Here is a 16,563-nt window from a genome sequence, read left to right on the forward strand (position 1 = left end):
CTGGAGATCAAGGCCCTGCTGGAGGGCTACGGGCTGCGCGAGGGCGCCAATTCCGACCCCGCGGAATATGTGGTCGAGAAGGCCTTCGTGGACTGAGGCGGGGCGTGCCGCGGAGGCCCGGCGCGCGGGGCCGGGAATTCCCGGAAAATGCGCGATTTCTCTCTTGACGCTCCGCGCCCCCTCCCCTAAATCCCCTCGCACCGTGGCGGAGTAGCTCAGTTGGTTAGAGCAGCGGAATCATAATCCGCGTGTCGGGGGTTCAAGTCCCTCCTCCGCTACCAAAACAATCCCACCAGCGCGAAGAACTGCATGCAGTCATCCATGGCATGGGTGTGCCACGCCGCCCCGACATTTCGTCGCTCTTTCGGCAGATCCCTTGGGCTGGGCGCGTGCTCCAGCTTCAGACTCAACAAGCTGACGGGATAAGGGGCCACCCCTAACCCGACGTTCAGCTTCCGCGCGCTCCGGCATGGCGCAGCCGCGCCCTTCATCGGGCAGAGTTGGCCTCCGAAGAAGATTCAGGCACTGCTCGGGCACTCCTCGATCAACATGACCATGGATGTCTAGGGCCATCTCTTCGAGAGCCCGGAAGCGGACGCTCAGTTGTTCGCTCAGGTGGAGGGAACGCCGCTGGCCGCCTGACGAATTCTGAACTCTAGGGTTGAGAAAGTCATGAGCTTTGGCGAGAAAGAAGAAACAGCCAAAGCGAACTTTGCCCCGCATTCGTGTCCCAAGGACAATGTTAAAGCTCTTACTCCGTGAGATGGCCCCGGAATGTGGTCGCTGGGTCGTACACGCGAACTGAAGGTGCCGATAGCGACAAATGCAGTATCTATCTCCAACCACCATCGAAGAGGCCGTCGGCTTGCTGAGCGCACAGACCGGCGACTGTAGAATTCTGGCCGGGGGAACGGACCTTCTGGTTCAGTTGCGTTCAGGTCAGACCGAACCGGAGACCATCCTCGATATCAAGCGGATCGACGACCTTCGTCAGATCAGCCGTGAAGATGGGGGATGGCGCATCGGCGCGGCGGTTTCAGGTGCGGAAATGGGCGAGCATGCGGCGCTTGCCACCGACTGGCCCGGCGTGGTTGAGGCCGTCAATCTGATCGGTTCGACGCAGATCCAGGGGCGGGCGACGCTGGCAGGGAACCTTTGCAATGCTTCTCCGTCCGCCGACAGCGTGCCCGCCATGGTCGCCGCCGGCGCGGTGGCCCGGGTCGTCGGCCCGGACGGGAGCCGCGACGTTCCCGTTCTCGACATCCCGACAGGCCCAGGGCGGACCTCCCTGGCGCGGGACGAGTTTATTGCCTCGATCTTCCTGCCCGCCCGCGCCGAACGATCCGCGGATGCCTACCTGCGCTTCATTCCGCGCACGGAGATGGACATCGCGGTTGTCGGTTGCGGTGTCTTCTTGAAGCTTGGCGAAGACGGGACCTGCACCGATGCGCGCGTGGCGCTTGGGGCCGTGGCTCCCAAGGTGCTGCTGGTTGAAGACGCGGCCCGGGCGTTGATCGGCACATCGCTTGATGACGCGGCGCTTCAGGCGTTGGCCAGCGCCTGTTCAGCCGCCGCCAAGCCGATTTCCGACAAACGCGGCACGGCCGAATTCCGCGTCCATGTGAGCGGCGTGCTGGCCCGCCGGGCTGCCCTGATCGCAAAGAACCGCGCGGGAGGTGCGGCACAATGAGCAAGATACACGTGACGACCACCGTCAACGGCGATCCTGTTGAGTTTCTCTGCGAGGCCAGTGAATCCCTGCTCGATGTCCTGCGCGACCGGCTCTCGTTGACCGGCTCGAAGGAGGGTTGCGGCACAGGTGACTGCGGGGCCTGCTCGGTTACCGTCGGCGGCCGACTCGTCTGTTCCTGCCTGGTTCTGGGGGCCGAGGTCGAGGGGCGCTCCGTCGAGACGATCGAGGGCATGGCCGAGGGTGAAACCCTTCACCCTTTGCAGCGCATGTTCATCAAGCATGCCGCCCTGCAATGCGGCATCTGCACGCCGGGCATTCTCGTGGCGGCCAAGTCCCTTCTCGAACGGAACCCGGACCCGACCGAAGAGGAGGTCCGTTACTGGCTTGCCGGAAACCTGTGCCGCTGCACAGGATATGACAAGATCATCCGCGCCGTGCTCGCCGCAGCGGCGGAAATGCGGGAGGCATCGTGATGGCGCTCGGCAGCAAACGGGACACCAGCAAGCGCGACTTCAAGATTGTCGGCACCAGGCCGCTCCGACCCGACGGCATCGACAAGGTCACGGGCCGCGCCCGTTACGGCGCGGACATGTCGGCCCCCGGCATGCTGGTGGGCCTGGTCCTGCGTAGCCCCCATGCCCACGCCCGCATCAAATCAATCGACACGTCCAGGGCCGAGGCGCTGACCGGCGTGCACGCCGTCGTCACGCGGGCCGATTTCGGCGACGTGGAGGATGCGGCCACCGCGGACACGCTGGACAATTGCATGGCGGGGGCCAAGGCGCTCTACGATGGCCATGCCGTTGCCGCCGTCGCAGCCGCGTCGGACGCCGTCGCCAAACAGGCGCTGAAGCTGATCGAGGTCGAATACGAGCCGCTGCCCCATGTCACCGACGTGGACGAGGCCATGGCCCCCGGGGCCCCGGTGCTGCACGAAGGCCGAACGGACGAGACCGTGCCGCAGGGCATGTCGGCCAATGTGATTTCGCGTTGCCAGTTCGGCCACGGCGACATCGAGGCCGGGTTGGCCAAGGCTGACCGCGTCCTCAAACGCACATACCGGACCGAGGCCACGCACCAGGGGTATATCGAGCCGCACGCGTGCCTTGCCTCCATGGGCCCCGACGGACAGGCTGATCTGTGGTGCTGCACGCAGGGTCACTACATGGTCCGCAACACCTGCGCCGCGATCCTCGGGCTTGAGCAGGGGAAGCTGCGCGTGACCGCCTCCGAGATCGGTGGCGGCTTCGGGGGAAAGACCACCGTCTTTCTCGAACCTGTGGCGCTGATGCTCTCCAAGAAGGCGGGGCGCCCCGTCAAGATGGTCATGACGCGCTCTGAGGTTCTGCGCGCCACCGGGCCTACGGCGTCAAGCTCGATCGACGTGCGCATCGGCATGACCAAGGACGGCCGCATCACCGCCGGGTTTGCCGAGCTGCGGTATCAGGGAGGCGCTTATCCCGGGTCGCCGGTGAACATGGGGGCCATGTCCGCCTTCGCGCCCTATGACCTGGAAAACGTCAGGACCATCGGCTGGGACGTTGTCACCAATCGGCCGAGACAGGCGGCCTACCGCGCCCCCGGCGCGCCGATTGCGGCCTTCGCGGTCGAGAGTGCGATCGATGAACTCGCCAAGGGGTTCGGCCTTGATCCCCTGGAGGTGCGTCTCAAGAATGCCGCGCGCGAGGGGACCCGGGCGTCATACGGCCCCACATATCGCGCCATCGGACTTGAGGCGACGCTGCGCACCGCCAAAGACCACCCCCACTGGACTGCGCCGCTCGGACCGAACCAGGGGCGCGGCGTGGCCTGCGGGTTCTGGTTCAACTTCGGCGGCGACACCTGCGTGAGCCTGAATATCACCCCCGACGGAACGGTGACGCTTACTGAAGGGAACCCGGATATCGGCGGCTCGCGTGCGTCGATGTCGATGATGGCGGCCGAAGAACTGGGCATTCCCTACGACAAGGTTCGCACGGTGATCGCCGATACCGGATCGCTGGGGCAGAACGAGGTGACCGATGGCAGCCGCGTGACCTTCGCAGTGGGCCTCGCCACGATCGAGGCCGCTCGTGCCGCCAAGCGCGAGATGTGCAGGCGGGCGGCGAAAGTGTGGGGCATCGACGAGGAGGCCGTTGTCTGGGAGGACGGCGCTGCCAAGCCGTCAGGCCCGAATGCGGGAGAGTTCCCGCCGATGACGCTCGAGGAGATCGCGGCCATCGCCTCGAATACCGGCGGACCCATTGCAGGGCATTTCGAGGTCAACGCCGAGGGCGCCGGCGTCAGCTTTGCCACCCACATGGTGGACACCGAGGTGGATCCGGAAACCGGCGCGGTGAGGGTCCTCCGCTACACCGTCTTCCAGGACGCGGGCAAGGCCGTCCACCCCGACTATGTCGAAGGCCAGTTCCAGGGCGGTGCTGCGCAGGGGATCGGCTGGGCGCTCAACGAGGAATACATTTACGGAGAGGACGGCACCCTTCAGAACCCCGGCTTCCTGGACTACCGTATCCCGGTCGCTTCCGATCTGCCGATGATCGATACGGTGATCCTGGAGATTCCCAACCCCGGTCACCCGTATGGCGTTCGCGGCGTGGGTGAGACCTCGATCGTGCCGCCGCTTGCGGCGGTTGCCAACTCGGTGTCGGATGCCTCGGGAGTGCGCTTGACCGACCTGCCGTTGTCGCCGCCGAAGGTGCTCGCGGCGATCCAATCGAGGTAGCAGAGGCGCGAAACCGATGGTTCAGGTCCGGCTCTGGGGATCGCTTGCCTCTGCCATCGGTGACCAGACCGAGGTGGAGATCGAGGCGGGTACACTGGGAGAGTTGCTGGAAGGTCTGGCCGAGCGCTATCCGGCCCTCCGGCCGCAGCTCGACAGGGGCGTATCCGTCGCGATCGACGGACTCCTGTATAACGACAGCTGGTTCACGCCGATCAAGGAAGACAGCGAGGTCGTGCTGTTGGCCCGGTTGGAGGGGGGATAGCGGGTAATTTGTTTCGATACCGGGACGCCCTGGCCGGAAGGGCACCGTCCGTCGAAAAGTTCTTCAGAGCTGAGACCGTTTCTTTCCTGTGGGTTCGTGGCGCGTTTCGAAGCGTTTCGCCCATAAAAAGGGCGCACTTGAAGTGCGACGCACGCCCACGGGGACAATATGTCGATAAATTGTCGCTTTACTTCCGAAAGCGGGTTATACGTCGCCAAACGACGACAAGCGGATTGCGCGGCGCGGGGGCGAAGAATGATCTTGGTGACTGGCTTCGAGAGCTATGGAGGGCGCGCAGTGAATCCGGCGGAAATGGTCGCGCGCGCGCTGGATGGCAGCCGCATCGGCGGCGCGGAGGTCAAGGGCGTCACCCTGCCTGTAGACTACGCAGCCATGCGTGAATCCGTGCCGCGGCTATTGGATGAATTGCGCCCGAGAGCAGTTGTTTCCCTGGGGCTTTGGCCGGGCGAGGCAATGATCCGGCTGGAGCGTGTTGCGCTGAACCATGCAGCGTTCGAGATCGCCGACAACACCGGCCTGCTGCTGGAGGAGACGATAGACCCGGAAGCCCCGGCGGCCTTCAGGGCCACCCTTCCGGTCGAGAAGATCTGCGCCGGTCTCCGCAAGCGCGGCATTCCCAGCCGGATTTCCGAAACCGCTGGGACCTTTCTGTGCAACGCCCTGATGTTCACGGTGATTGAACGGTGTCATCGGGCCGGAGGCGAGACCGCCTGCGGTTTCATCCACCTGCCGTATCTGCCCGAGCAAGTAGCGCAGTTGCTTGACGATCTTGCGGCCGAAGGCCAACTCGAACTGCACCAGCGTGCTGATCTCGCGTCCATGGCACCCGAGATGATGATCGAGGCGGTTCGCTTCGCGATCGCCGCGACGCTCGACGGAATGGGGCAATGAACGACACGATCCTTTCCCTGCGCGGCGTCAACAAGCGATACGGCAAGACTGTCCCGGCCGACGATTTCTCGATCGACATCGAGCGAGGCGAATTCTTCACCATGCTGGGGCCCAGCGGCTCGGGGAAATCCACCATCCTGCGGATGATCGCGGGTCTGGAACAGCCCGACTCGGGGCAAATCCTGTTCGAAGGTCGCGACCTGACCCATGCGCCGCCTTGGGAGCGGCAACTGGGTATGGTATTTCAGCAATACGCGATCTTTCCGCATATGAACGTCCAGGGGAATGTCGCCTACGGGTTGCGGCGCAGCGGGCTGTCGAAAACGGAGATCGACGCGCGGGTCGAGGAACTGCTCGATCTCGTCGGCCTGTCCGGCTTCGCGCCTCGGCGCGTCGCTCAGCTCAGCGGCGGTGAGCAGCAGCGCGTGGCAATCGCGCGCGCGCTGGCTCCGCGCCCGGCCATCCTGCTGCTGGACGAGCCCCTTTCTGCACTGGACGAGAAGATCCGTCGCGAGATGCAGGCCGAACTGCGCGCGATCCAGCAGCGCACGGGCACCACTTTCATCTATGTCACTCATGACCAAGAAGAAGCGCTTACCATGAGCGACCGGATCGCCGTGCTGAATGCTGGACGTTATGTTCAATGCGACCGGCCCGAGGCGATCTTCAAGCGGCCACGCACGCCGTTCGTGGCGCGTTTCTTTCGTGGCTGCAACGTGCTGGAGGCCGATCTCGCACCCGAGGGCGCGGCGGTTCTGGCCAGGCTGGCAGGTATCACGCTGCGCGTGCCGGGGCAGATCGACGCCCCGCGCAAAGGCCATCTGGCGATCCGGGGTGAAACCATACTTTTGGGTGAAGAAGCCGCGGCGGGCGACCTGCAACTCAGCGCGCATTTGGACAGCGTCACCTATCGCGGGCTTTACAGCAGCTATGCGCTGCGGCTGGCCGATGGCCAAGCACTTGCTGCCACACATTCACAGCAGCCGGAACTGACCGAAGGCGTGGAGGTCGCCATTGGGTTGCGTGCAGCGGATGTGGTGGTGCTTGACGAGGAATGAGGCCGCAAGGCCGGAGACTTCATAACGACAGAGGGCGGAGAAAATCGCCTCATTTAACAACAACAAGGAGAGATATGATGTCGGAACCTGACAAGTATTCAAATCAATTCGGACGCCGCGCTTTTCTGCGGGGCACGGCGGCGATCGGTGGCGCAGGCCTGATGGCGCCGCTGCTGGGCGGCCGCGCATTGGCGGCGGGCGGTCTGACCGTGACACTGGCCGATATCGGCGTCGGCGACCCCGGCGGCGACTGGAGCAAGTTCGCCGAGGCCACCGGCAATGCGGTGAACCTCGTGGCCATGGGCAACGCGCCCTCGGCGGTGATCAACCAGCTGCTGGCCGGCGGCGGGCTCAAGACCTTCGACATCGTCAACATCGTCGGTGGCATGCAGAAGCCGCTGGCCGAGGCCGACCTGATTGCCGAGATCGACACCGCACGCCTGCCCAACTGGGAGCGCAACAGCTACATCAACCAGTATCTCGCCCCCGGCACCCCGGGTTTCGACTTCATCGGCTATGACGGCAAGACCTACGGCGTGCCGACGGTTCTGCAGGCCGACAGCTTCGCCTATCTGCCCGACATCACGGGCGAGCTCGACAGCTATGGCGCGCTGTTCGATCCCAAGTTCCGCGGATATGTCTCGCTCGAGGACAACTACACCACCGCGGGTCAGAAGACGGCCCTCTACCTCAAGGCCAACGGCCTGGCCGAGATCGAGGACCCCGCCGACATGACACCGGGCGAACTGAAGACGGTGATCGACTTCCTGATCGAGAAGAAGAAGGAAGGCCAGTTCCGCGTCATCTGGTCGAGCTTCGAACAGGCAGTGTCGCTGCTGGTCAGCGAAGAGGTCCACGTCATGGACTGCTGGGAGCCGATGGTCTTCGTCGCCAACGCCCAGGGCAAGAACGTGAAATACGCCGCCCCGCGCGAAGGCTACCTGCTGTGGGCCATGGCCGCCTACCTGGTCAACAACCCGGACCGCAGCGCAGAGCAGACCGAGGCCGCCTATCAGCTGCTCGATTTCATGCTTGGGCCCTGGTACGGCGCCACGATCACCGGTCTGCGTGGCTACATGACCAACCCGATGGCGCCGGAGTACGCCGCGGCCCACCCCGACGAGTTCCCGGCTGACGCCGCGGCCCGGATTGCCGCCATCGACAAGGGCGTGCAGGACAAGTTCGCGGTGGGTGGCACCTGGCAGAACCGCTGGCCGACCGAGGTCGACCTCTACGAAGAGGAATGGCAGCGCTTCAAGGCCGCTTGAGCCGCGCGCGACACGAGGGGGCGCCAGCAACAGGAGCCGTGACATGACCGTTCTGCGCAGATCGAACCTGCTGCGGCTTGTGGTGCTTGGCGCCCCGCTTGTCCTCGTGGCCGCCATGATCCTTGGCCCCTTGGCCATCATGGCGGCCGTCAGCTTCTGGAAGAAGACGGGCCTCACCATGAAGCCCGCCTTCACCCTTGATGCCTACGCCACCTTCCTCGGGGGTGTTCGGTTTACGGTGTTCTTGCGCAGCTTCTGGATGGCGGTGTCTTCGACGGTGATCATGCTGCTGATCGCCTATCCGGTAGCCTATGCCGTCGCGCGCAAGGTGCGACCCGATTTGACGCGGGCGGTGCTGTTCCTGTTCTCGGTGCCGTTCCTGGTCAACTATATCCTGCGCACCTTTTCCTGGGCCGATATCCTGGGGCGCGCGGGCGCGGTGAACGACGCGCTGACCGGGCTGGGCCTGATCGACGCGCCGCTGAACTGGCTGCTGTTCAGCGAGTTCGCGATCTATCTCGGTCTCGTCACCGCCTACATGCCCTTCATGATCTTTCCGATCTGGCTGTCGCTCAGCGGCATCGACCGGCGCATGCAGGAGGCGAGCTGGATGCTCGGTGAAGGCCCCATGCGCACCTTCCTGCGGGTAACGCTGCCCCTGTCCTTGCCCGGCGTCTTCGCCGCGGCGATCTTCGGCTTCGTCGGTGCCTTTGGCGAATTCGCCGTCTCCTCGATCCTGGGCGGGACCGGTTATCAATTGATGGGCAACTCCATCGTCAGCGCGCTGAACGTGATCAACTATCCGCTGGCTGCGGCGATGTCGTCCTTCTCGGTGCTGATCATGTTCGGGCTGCTGTTGGCCTGGTTCCGGCTGTTCGACCTTCGGCTCTTCCTTGGCAAGATTATGGGGCGCTCATGACCCGGTCCCTCAAATCGCGCCTGTCCACCTGGGCGGTCTGGCTGTTCCTGGCGGTGGTGCTGGGGTTCCTCTACTTGCCGCTCTTCCCGCCGGCGATCCATTCCCTGCAAGGCCCGGCCGTGCAGGAAGGCGGGATATGGGCCAATTACCGCGCCATCGCCGACGACCCGATTCTGGTCGGCGGGATCTGGAACACCCTGCTGATCGGAGTGCTGGTGGCGCTGGTTACGCCGCTGCTGTCGCTTCTGATCGCGCAGGCGCTGCGCGCGTGGAAGAAGCCCCGGCTGATCCTCGGGCTGGTGCTGCTGCCGCTCTTCATCCCCGGGGTCAGCATGGGGGTGGCCACTGCGCTGTTCTTCCGCATCCTCGGGGTGGACCCCTCGCTCCTGACCATGGCCATGGTGCAGGTGCTCTGGGCTCTGCCCTTCTCCACGCTTGTGATACTTACCGTGATGGCGAATTTCGACGACGTGTATCTCGAAGCTGCGCACATGCTGGGAGCGAACCGGTTGCAGGCCTTCTTTGAGATCGAGTTGCCGCAGGTTTATCAAGGCATTCTTGGTGGCGGCATCTTTGCTCTGATCCTCTCCTTCAACGAGACCATCCGCACCTCGATCGTGCAGGGCGGTGAGAACACAGTGCAGACCTATCTGTGGTCGCAGTACCAGCAGATCGGCTTGAACCCGACTCTGTTTGCACTGATGACGCTGTTGATTGGCCTGACATTGGTTCTGGTCGCGCTGATGGCGGTGCTCGAGATGCGGCAAGCGAGGATGCGCCGCGCCGGATAATAGCCGGTCCGAGGAGGGGGAGGGCCGTTCCCTGAAATCTGAACAGGGCCGCTCTGTGCCCCGTCCCGCGATGAAGGGAGATCTCTCTTTCGCGCCCCTGTTCAGGCTGTTGGGTCAACGGATTCCGCTCGTCTATGACCCGGTGCGTTGGTTTCGATCCGCTGATCTCAGGCAGCGCCTATCCATGATCTCGGTGAGGTGTTTCAGGCTGGGGCGGTGATCGGAGGCAATCTCCGGCACGCTGCGGACTGCCGTGGACTGTGCCGTGTGTGGTGCCCATCGAACACGGAGGGTGCCACCTCTGCGCGCTCGACCGCCTCCCGCGTCAGGGCCCGGGGATCGCGGGGAAGACGGGACCCGCAGCTTGTGCCTTTCTTCAGTTCGGAGGCTCCGGCGTCATGTCAAAGCCGGAATAGTTCCGCAGTTCGTCCATGAAGGCCTTCGCGATCAGCGAGGGGGGCTGCTCCGGGTGGGTCAGGATGGCCGTCTTGATGTGGGTCCGCGGCTTGATGGGGCGCATTTCCAGATCGGGAAAAGCCCCGTTGGCCTTGGCCAGCCAGTCCACGAGGGCGATGCCGGTTCCGGCCTTCACGAAGGCGCAGGCCAGGAAGGAAGAGCTGACTTCGATGGTCATCGGCGAGACGATCCCGGCGCTTCGGAAGACGGCCTCGATGCGCTGCCCAATGGGAGCCGATCCACTGAAGGAGACGAGCGGCTCTCCCACCAGATCGTGGGGGCTGAGTTCCGGCAAGGCGCAGAGCGGGTGCGCGGGAGGCAGCACGGCGGCAAGATGGGTTTCGCCGATCGGCTCTACCTGGACCTCCGCGTCCGCCAGCGGCAGAAAGGCGAGGCCGAAATCGGCGCGCCCGCCCGCCACCATTTCGGGAACCTCCGCGTTCACGACCGATGACACGATGATCGTCACCGCCGGATGTTCCCTCAGGAAGCGCTCGGTCGCCCAGGTGAGATAGGTGGCGGCCAGCGAGGGTATCGTCGCGACATGCAGGCGGCCCGCCTGCAGACGGTGCAGGTCGCCGGCGATTTTCTGGACGTAATCGACGCTGTTGAAGATGCGATCGACCTCGGGAAACAGCGCCCTTGCCTCGGGGGTCGGCCGCAGGCGGCCGTTTTGGCGGTGGAACAATGCGGTTCCGAGCTGTTCCTCTGCGTGGCGCAGAAGGCGCGATGCCGCGGGCTGGGTAATGTTCAGGGCCTGCGCGGCGGCCGTCATGGTGCCGAGGCGCATGATGTTGCGAAAGACTTCGAGTTGTCTGAGGCTCAGTTTACTCATAACCAAAAGCTATAAAGACCACATTTATAAGCATTGGACATTATTCTTTCGAAGGTCAATCGTGACGATCACAAAGGACGTGAGGGAGGAGATCACGATGAAATTTCTAAAGACTGTCGGGCTTGCCACGGCGTTTACGCTGAGCGCCGTGGGCGCAGGCAAGGCCGAGGATTTCCGGCTGGCGCACCAGTTTGCGCCGGACAGCCTGCCGGGCAAGAGCGCGCAGCATTTCGCCGATCTGGTCGCCGAGAAGACGAATGGCGAAAGCAAGGTGACCGTGCTTCCCGGCGGCGCCCTTGGCGACGAACGCGCGAACCTTCAGCAGATCGGGTCGGGCTCGGTCGATTTCGCGCTGACGGGGGATCTGGTGATCAGCTTCATGGCGCAGCCCTACATGCTGGTCTCGATGCCTTTCATCTATGAGAGCCCGCAGCACAGCATCGCCGTGTTCAACGGCGAGATCGGGCAGGAGATCAACCAGTATCTGGAGGAGAACCACAATCTTCAGGCCCTCGGCTGGCAATATGTGGGCACGCGGATGCTGACCGCCAGCAAGCCGGTGAGGAACCTCGACGAACTCAAGGGGCTGCGGACCCGCCTGCCGGGCGCGCAGATGTGGGTGGCGACCTGGGAGAAGACGGATGTCGAGATCGCCTCGATCGCGTTCACCGAACTCTACCTCGCGCTCCAGACGGGCACCGTCGAAGCCGAGGAGAATCCGCCGAACTTCGTCAGGGCCCAGAAGTTCTACGAGGTTCAGGACTACATCATGACGACGAACCACGTTCCCCAGATGCAGGCCTTCTTCGCCAATCCCGGCAGCATGGCGGCGCTTGACGAAGCGACGCGCAACGCGATTCTCGAAGCGGCCAGGGAAACCACCGAGTGGACCTCGCAGGAGGCCGAGAAGGCGCATCAGGCCGACCTCGACTGGCTGACCAGCGAGGGCGGGATGGAGCTTGTCGAGATCGACATGACCGGGATCCAGGACCTCATCAAGGATGTCCCGACCCAGGTTCTGGGCGAGGACGGCCCGGCGCTTTACCAGCGGATCGTTGACACGCGTTACTGAGCTGCCATCGAAAACGCAGGAAGATGCGAACGGCCCCACGGCCGTTCGCATCCAGATGCCGGAGCATAGACCATGAAATCCTTTCCTCTGCGCCCTGCCGTGGCCGGGATCGCCGCGCTGCTGCTCTTGTCGCTGTTCTTCGTCATCCTCGCCCAGATCATCCTGCGCCTGATCGGCATGCCGCTGGTCTGGTCCGAGGAGTTCGCCTCGGTGGCCTTCATATGGCTGGTCTTCCTCGGGGCCGCGCTCGCCTGCGAGCGGCGGGAGAATCTTGACGTCGATCTGCTCTTTAACGCTGTGGCCAAGGGGCGGAGGATGCGGCGCTGGGAAATCCTGATCGCGGCCCTCCAGATCGTGTTCCTTGGCGTTCTCGCCGTGGGCTCGGCGCAGATGGCCGACCAGACCTGGAAGAACTCGATGGGTGCGCTGAAGGGGTTCCCCTATGGCGGCATCTATGTCGGCGTGCTGATCGGGGCGCTGCTTTACCTGGTGTTCCTGATCCGTCAGATCGTGCGCCTGTCCCGCGGGGCGGATGAGGGTGACGGGGCCGGGCGGGAGAACAGCCTGTCATGATGACGCTCATCATCGCAATCGGTCTCATCTTTCTGCTCATGGCGCTCCGCATTCCGGTCGCCGTGGCGATCGGGCTCGCGGCGATGGCCGCGGTCACCGCCGAGATGGGCCTCCGCGTCTTTCCGGTTTCGGCGCAGGTCATGGTCAACGGCGTGAACAGCTTTGTTCTCATCGCGGCCCCGTTCTTCATGCTGGCGGGGGAGATCATGAACAGGGGCGGGCTGACGAAACGGATCTTCCGGCTGGCCAATGCGCTCGTCGGTTCGTTGCCCGGCGGGCTGGCGCAGGTCAACGTTCTGGCGAGCATGCTTTTCGCGGGCATGACGGGCTCGGCCATTTCCGACGCCGTGGGCCTCGGAACGATGGAGATCCGCGCGATGAAGGAGCGGGGCTATGACCCGAAGTTCGCAGGCTCGATCACGGCGGCCTCGTCCATCATCGGGCCGATGATCCCCCCGAGCGTGCCGATCGTGATCTACGGCGCCCTCGCGGGTGCCTCGATCGGGTCGCTTTTCCTGGCCGGCATCGTTCCCGGCATCCTGATGGGCGGTGCGCTCATGGCGGCCATCGTGATCTACGACCGGATGGGCCTGTGCCCGCGCGAGGCGCGCCCGCCGCGGTCCGAGCTTGTCGCCGCGCTTTCGCAGGCCCTGCCCTCGCTCGCGCTTCCGGTGATCGTCGTCGGCGGCATCTACAGCGGCGTGACCACCCCCACCGAAGCCGCGATCATCGCCTCCGCTTATGCGGCCCTTCTGGCGCTTCTCTACCGCGACCTTTCCGTCAGGGATTTCTGGCCCATTCTCGTGCAGGTCGCCTCGGCCACGGGCGCGCTTTTCCTGATTGTCGCCTCGACAGCGCTTCTCGGCTGGATCGTCACCCGCTCGGGCGTGATGATCGAGGTCGCGCTGTGGCTGAGCGGCGCTGTGGAAAGCCAGACCCAGCTTCTGCTGATCATCACCGCGCTCTGCCTTGTCGTCGGGCTCTTCATGGAACCGATCGCCGCGCTTGTTCTGCTGGTGCCGATCCTGCTGCCTGCCGTGAAGATCCTGCAGATCGATCTCGTGCATTTCGGGATCGTGATGATCCTGGCCCTGATGATCGGCCTTCTCACGCCGCCGGTCGGCCTGATCCTCTTCATCGTCGCGCGGATCGCCGAGGTGAGCGTCGCACAGCTCGTGCGCGGCGTGCTTCCGTTCCTGCTGGTCCTGATCGGCGTGCTCATCCTGATCATCGTCTTCCCGTCCATCATCATGGCCCTGCCGCGCATCGCCTACGGGCTGCCGCCCTTCGGCTGAGGATTACCCGTTGAGAATTGCTTCCATCACCTGTGAGACCTATCGCCTTCCGCTGCGGGAGGCGTGGATATCCGCCAAATACAAGATCACGCATCACGAACTGGTGCTCACGCGGGTCGAGACCGAATGCGGTCTGACCGGCACCGGCTGGTGCACGACGATCGGGGTCGGCGGGCTTGCCATCGCGACGCTGGTGAACGGATACATGGCCCCGATCCTGATCGGCGAGGAGCCGAGGGATACCGAGAGGCTCTGGGAATTCATGTGGCAGGATCTGCATTTCGCGGGCCCCGCCGGCACCACGACACAGGCCATCGCAACGATCGACATCGCCCTTTGGGACATCAAGGCCAAGGCGGCGAAGATGCCTCTCTGGCGCCTTCTGGGCGGGGCGCGTTCCAGCGTCGGGGCCTATGCGAGCGCGGTCAACCTGCATCTCACGCAGGACGAACTGGTTGCGCAGGTGGAGCGCCAGCTTTCGGAAGGATACGACGTTTTCAAGATCAAGATCGGGCGCAACGAGCCGCTGGAGGATCTGGAGCGGCTGCGCGCCGTTCGCAAGGCCATCGGCCCGTCGCGCACGCTTCTCATAGACAGCAATCAGCGCTGGCGCGCGGCGGACGCGGTGCGTCATGTCACCCTGCTCGAAGAGGTGCGGCCCGGATGGATCGAGGAGCCCTGCCTGTCGGACGACGTGGCCGGCCATGCGCGGCTCCGCAATTCCATCAAGACGCCGGTCGCCGTGGGGGAGCAGCTGTGCAACCGCTTCGAATTCTGGGCCTATGTGCGCGAAAATGCGGCCGACATCCTTCAGCCCAACGCCGGAAAGGTCGGTGGCATCACCGAGTGGATGAAGATCGCGCATTTGGCGCAGTTCGCCAACCTGACGGTCGCGCCGCACAATTCGCTCGAACTCTCCGCGCATCTCGTCTGCGCGATTCCGAACGGATATCTTGTTGAAAACATCGAGGGCGGGAACCTCGCCGATTTTGGCATTCAGATCGAGGGGCCGCGCATCGTCAATGCCCGCGTCGTTCCGGGCGACCGGCCGGGGCATGGCGTCATCTTCGACGAAGACGCCCTGGCGGCGCACCGGCTGGACCCCACCGCCGCCATAATGCGCGAAAGCAGCGCCCACGGCGGATTCTGAGAGGCGCGCGGGCCCGGCTCTTGCCGGTGCGAAGCGCGCGGTTCGCCTCCGCCCGCGCCATGTCTTGCGGCACCTTGCGCTGCATGGGGTCGATGCATCTGCGTCGGCGCGACGGGCGCACGGGTTTCCCTTTCCGCCTCGGTCAGGATGAGCCTGTCCATCCGGTTGTCGCCGGCGCGGCGCCCTCGGGCGGCGGTGTCCTGAACTCGGGCCGCCTGTCGCCCCAGATTCCAGTGGACGATCCACCGGGAGGTAGTTTATCATTTGATAAATAGCGAGAAGGAGGGACTCAAGTGAAGCTGACCGGGCACCACGATATCGACGCCGCGCCAATGACTGTCTGGAACGCCTTGAACACGCCGGATGTTCTGGCGCGCATCCTGCCCGGTTGCGACCATCTCGAAGAAACCGGGGCCGACCGTTTCGAGGCGACGGCGACGGTCCGGGTCGGGCCGATCAACGCCCGGTTCCGCGGCAAGGTCCGCCTTTCCGAAAAGCGTCCGCCGAGCGCCTTCCGCATCGAGGGTGAGGGGGCTGGCGGGGCGGCGGGCATGGCGCGCGGCCAGGCGGCAATCACCCTTGACCCGCTGGACGGAGGCCGCGCGACGCGGCTGACCTACGATGCGGATGTCGAGATCGGCGGCAAGATGGCGTCGCTGGGCGGCCGGCTGGTCGAGGCGGTGTCGAAACGCAATATCGACAACATGATGGCGGCCTTGTCCGCCGAGGTTGCCAGGGGCGGGGCGACCGCCGCGCAGACCCCGGTGCCTGCGCTGCCCCAGGGCGGCGACATTCCCGAAAAATTGCTGTTCCACGCCCGGCTGCAAAGCGGGCTGCTGGCGCTGATCCTCGGCATCGTGACCTTGATGGCCTTCGCCTAGCGCGTCGTCGCCAGATGCGTCCGGGCCAGTGCCAGGAACCCGTCGATCTGGGTTTCGACGAAGCCCGCCGCATCGTCCGATACCTTTAGCCCATAGACCCATTTCCGGATGGCGCGGTAGAAGAACGTGCCGTGGAAGGACCAGACGATCTCGCTCAGCAGGGGCGACGGGCCCCCGCCGAGCTCATGCGCGACCTCGGTGCAGATAGGCTCGACGATGCGGGTTTTTACGATGTCGAGATAGCGCTGGTTCAGCGGTTCCTCGTGGATCCCCGCCAGGAGCAGGATGCGCACCCATTCGCGATTGTCCGCCACCTTGATGTATTCGCAGTAGACCTCCAGCAGCCGGTCGCGCAGGGGCCGGCTGCGGTCGCGCAGCGTGACCTCCCATTCATCCTTCCAGCGCCCCGCGAAGACCTCGTCATACACGCGGTCGAGCAGTGCGTCCTTGCTGTCGAAATAGCGGTAGAGCAGCGGCTGGGTGATCCCGATCCGCCGCGCCAGCTCGCGGGTCTGACCGGCGAAGCCCTCGTTCGCGAAGAAGCGGATCGCCTCGTCCACGATCTGGCGTTCGCGCTCGGCGGGCGAGAAGCGGCGCCGCGGCGCCTTTTCTGCGTCAGGTTTTTCTTCGGTCGGCAATCGTCTTTCTCCGGATGCGGGACAGTTGCGCAGAAAGC

The 16,563-nt window shown here is 64.5% G+C and carries 16 protein-coding genes, 1 tRNA gene and 1 pseudogene; 16 read left to right on the forward strand and 2 right to left on the reverse strand.

Going from position 1 to position 16,563, the window contains the following annotated elements:
• From KCI33_RS17965 to KCI33_RS15815, 11 genes and pseudogenes are all read left to right on the forward strand, one after another.
• Nucleotides 1-96 (forward strand): annotated as a pseudogene (locus KCI33_RS17965) (ferredoxin--NADP reductase); the annotation flags it as partial.
• Nucleotides 97-204: 108 nt separating this feature from the next.
• Nucleotides 205-281, forward strand: a tRNA-Met gene (locus KCI33_RS15765).
• Between the two features lie 542 nt (nucleotides 282-823).
• Nucleotides 824-1,690: a xanthine dehydrogenase family protein subunit M gene (locus KCI33_RS15775; protein ID WP_212525765.1), complete on the forward strand. Its 867-nt coding sequence runs from the start codon at nucleotides 824-826 to the stop codon at nucleotides 1,688-1,690.
• Nucleotides 1,687-2,166, forward strand: a complete 480-nt coding sequence (locus KCI33_RS15780) for a (2Fe-2S)-binding protein (RefSeq protein WP_212525766.1) — start codon at nucleotides 1,687-1,689, stop codon at nucleotides 2,164-2,166. The genes KCI33_RS15775 and KCI33_RS15780 overlap by 4 nt, the downstream gene beginning before the upstream one ends.
• Nucleotides 2,166-4,415 (forward strand): xanthine dehydrogenase family protein molybdopterin-binding subunit, encoded by a 2,250-nt coding sequence (locus KCI33_RS15785; RefSeq protein ID WP_212525767.1) that lies wholly within the window; start codon nucleotides 2,166-2,168, stop codon nucleotides 4,413-4,415. The genes KCI33_RS15780 and KCI33_RS15785 overlap by 1 nt, the downstream gene beginning before the upstream one ends.
• Nucleotides 4,416-4,431: 16 nt before the next feature.
• A complete protein-coding gene (locus KCI33_RS15790) occupies nucleotides 4,432-4,677 on the forward strand; it encodes a MoaD/ThiS family protein (protein WP_212525768.1) in 246 nt (81 codons plus the stop codon).
• Between the two features lie 255 nt (nucleotides 4,678-4,932).
• The gene (locus KCI33_RS15795; RefSeq protein ID WP_212525769.1) at nucleotides 4,933-5,589 is read left to right on the forward strand and encodes a hypothetical protein; all 657 of its coding nucleotides are present in this window, start codon (nucleotides 4,933-4,935) and stop codon (nucleotides 5,587-5,589) included.
• Entirely contained in the window at nucleotides 5,586-6,647 is a 1,062-nt protein-coding gene (locus KCI33_RS15800) for an ABC transporter ATP-binding protein (protein WP_212525770.1), read from the forward strand. Before KCI33_RS15795 ends, KCI33_RS15800 begins: the two co-directional genes overlap by 4 nt.
• Nucleotides 6,648-6,808: 161 nt before the next feature.
• Complete coding sequence (locus KCI33_RS15805; RefSeq protein ID WP_212525771.1) at nucleotides 6,809-7,915, forward strand: extracellular solute-binding protein; 1,107 nt, start codon at nucleotides 6,809-6,811, stop codon at nucleotides 7,913-7,915.
• Between the two features lie 43 nt (nucleotides 7,916-7,958).
• Nucleotides 7,959-8,834, forward strand: a complete 876-nt coding sequence (locus KCI33_RS15810) for an ABC transporter permease (RefSeq protein ID WP_212525772.1) — start codon at nucleotides 7,959-7,961, stop codon at nucleotides 8,832-8,834.
• Nucleotides 8,831-9,625 carry an ABC transporter permease subunit gene (locus KCI33_RS15815; protein ID WP_212525773.1) on the forward strand — a complete coding sequence of 265 codons (795 nt, stop codon included), beginning with the start codon at nucleotides 8,831-8,833 and terminating at the stop codon, nucleotides 9,623-9,625. Before KCI33_RS15810 ends, KCI33_RS15815 begins: the two co-directional genes overlap by 4 nt.
• Before the next feature lie 376 nt (nucleotides 9,626-10,001).
• Here KCI33_RS15815 and KCI33_RS15820 read toward each other — a convergent pair whose 3' ends face one another.
• On the reverse strand, nucleotides 10,002-10,916 hold the full coding sequence (locus KCI33_RS15820; RefSeq protein WP_212525774.1) for a LysR family transcriptional regulator: 915 nt from the start codon (nucleotides 10,914-10,916) through the stop codon (nucleotides 10,002-10,004).
• Between the two features lie 97 nt (nucleotides 10,917-11,013).
• Here KCI33_RS15820 and KCI33_RS15825 point away from each other — a divergent pair, with 97 nt between their 5' ends.
• The 5 genes from KCI33_RS15825 (at nucleotide 11,014) to KCI33_RS15845 (ending at nucleotide 15,887) form a co-directional block, all read left to right on the forward strand.
• Nucleotides 11,014-11,988, forward strand: a complete 975-nt coding sequence (locus KCI33_RS15825) for a TRAP transporter substrate-binding protein (RefSeq protein ID WP_212525775.1) — start codon at nucleotides 11,014-11,016, stop codon at nucleotides 11,986-11,988.
• 72 nt (nucleotides 11,989-12,060) lie between these two features.
• The gene (locus KCI33_RS15830; protein ID WP_212525776.1) at nucleotides 12,061-12,561 is read left to right on the forward strand and encodes a TRAP transporter small permease subunit; all 501 of its coding nucleotides are present in this window, start codon (nucleotides 12,061-12,063) and stop codon (nucleotides 12,559-12,561) included.
• Nucleotides 12,558-13,856, forward strand: coding sequence for a TRAP transporter large permease (locus tag KCI33_RS15835; protein ID WP_212525777.1), 1,299 nt, complete (start codon nucleotides 12,558-12,560; stop codon nucleotides 13,854-13,856). Before KCI33_RS15830 ends, KCI33_RS15835 begins: the two co-directional genes overlap by 4 nt.
• A gap of 10 nt (nucleotides 13,857-13,866) precedes the next feature.
• Nucleotides 13,867-15,006: a mandelate racemase/muconate lactonizing enzyme family protein gene (locus tag KCI33_RS15840; RefSeq protein WP_212525778.1), complete on the forward strand. Its 1,140-nt coding sequence runs from the start codon at nucleotides 13,867-13,869 to the stop codon at nucleotides 15,004-15,006.
• Between the two features lie 293 nt (nucleotides 15,007-15,299).
• Nucleotides 15,300-15,887 carry a carbon monoxide dehydrogenase subunit G gene (locus tag KCI33_RS15845; protein WP_212525779.1) on the forward strand — a complete coding sequence of 196 codons (588 nt, stop codon included), beginning with the start codon at nucleotides 15,300-15,302 and terminating at the stop codon, nucleotides 15,885-15,887.
• Here KCI33_RS15845 and KCI33_RS15850 read toward each other — a convergent pair.
• A complete protein-coding gene (locus KCI33_RS15850) occupies nucleotides 15,884-16,525 on the reverse strand; it encodes a TetR/AcrR family transcriptional regulator (RefSeq protein WP_212525780.1) in 642 nt (213 codons plus the stop codon). The two genes, KCI33_RS15845 and KCI33_RS15850, sit on opposite strands and share 4 nt — an antisense overlap.
• Between the last annotated feature and the right edge of the window lie 38 nt (nucleotides 16,526-16,563).

The sequence above is a fragment of the Actibacterium sp. MT2.3-13A genome (genome assembly GCF_018139985.1).
Classification (GTDB): domain Bacteria; phylum Pseudomonadota; class Alphaproteobacteria; order Rhodobacterales; family Rhodobacteraceae; genus JAGSOU01.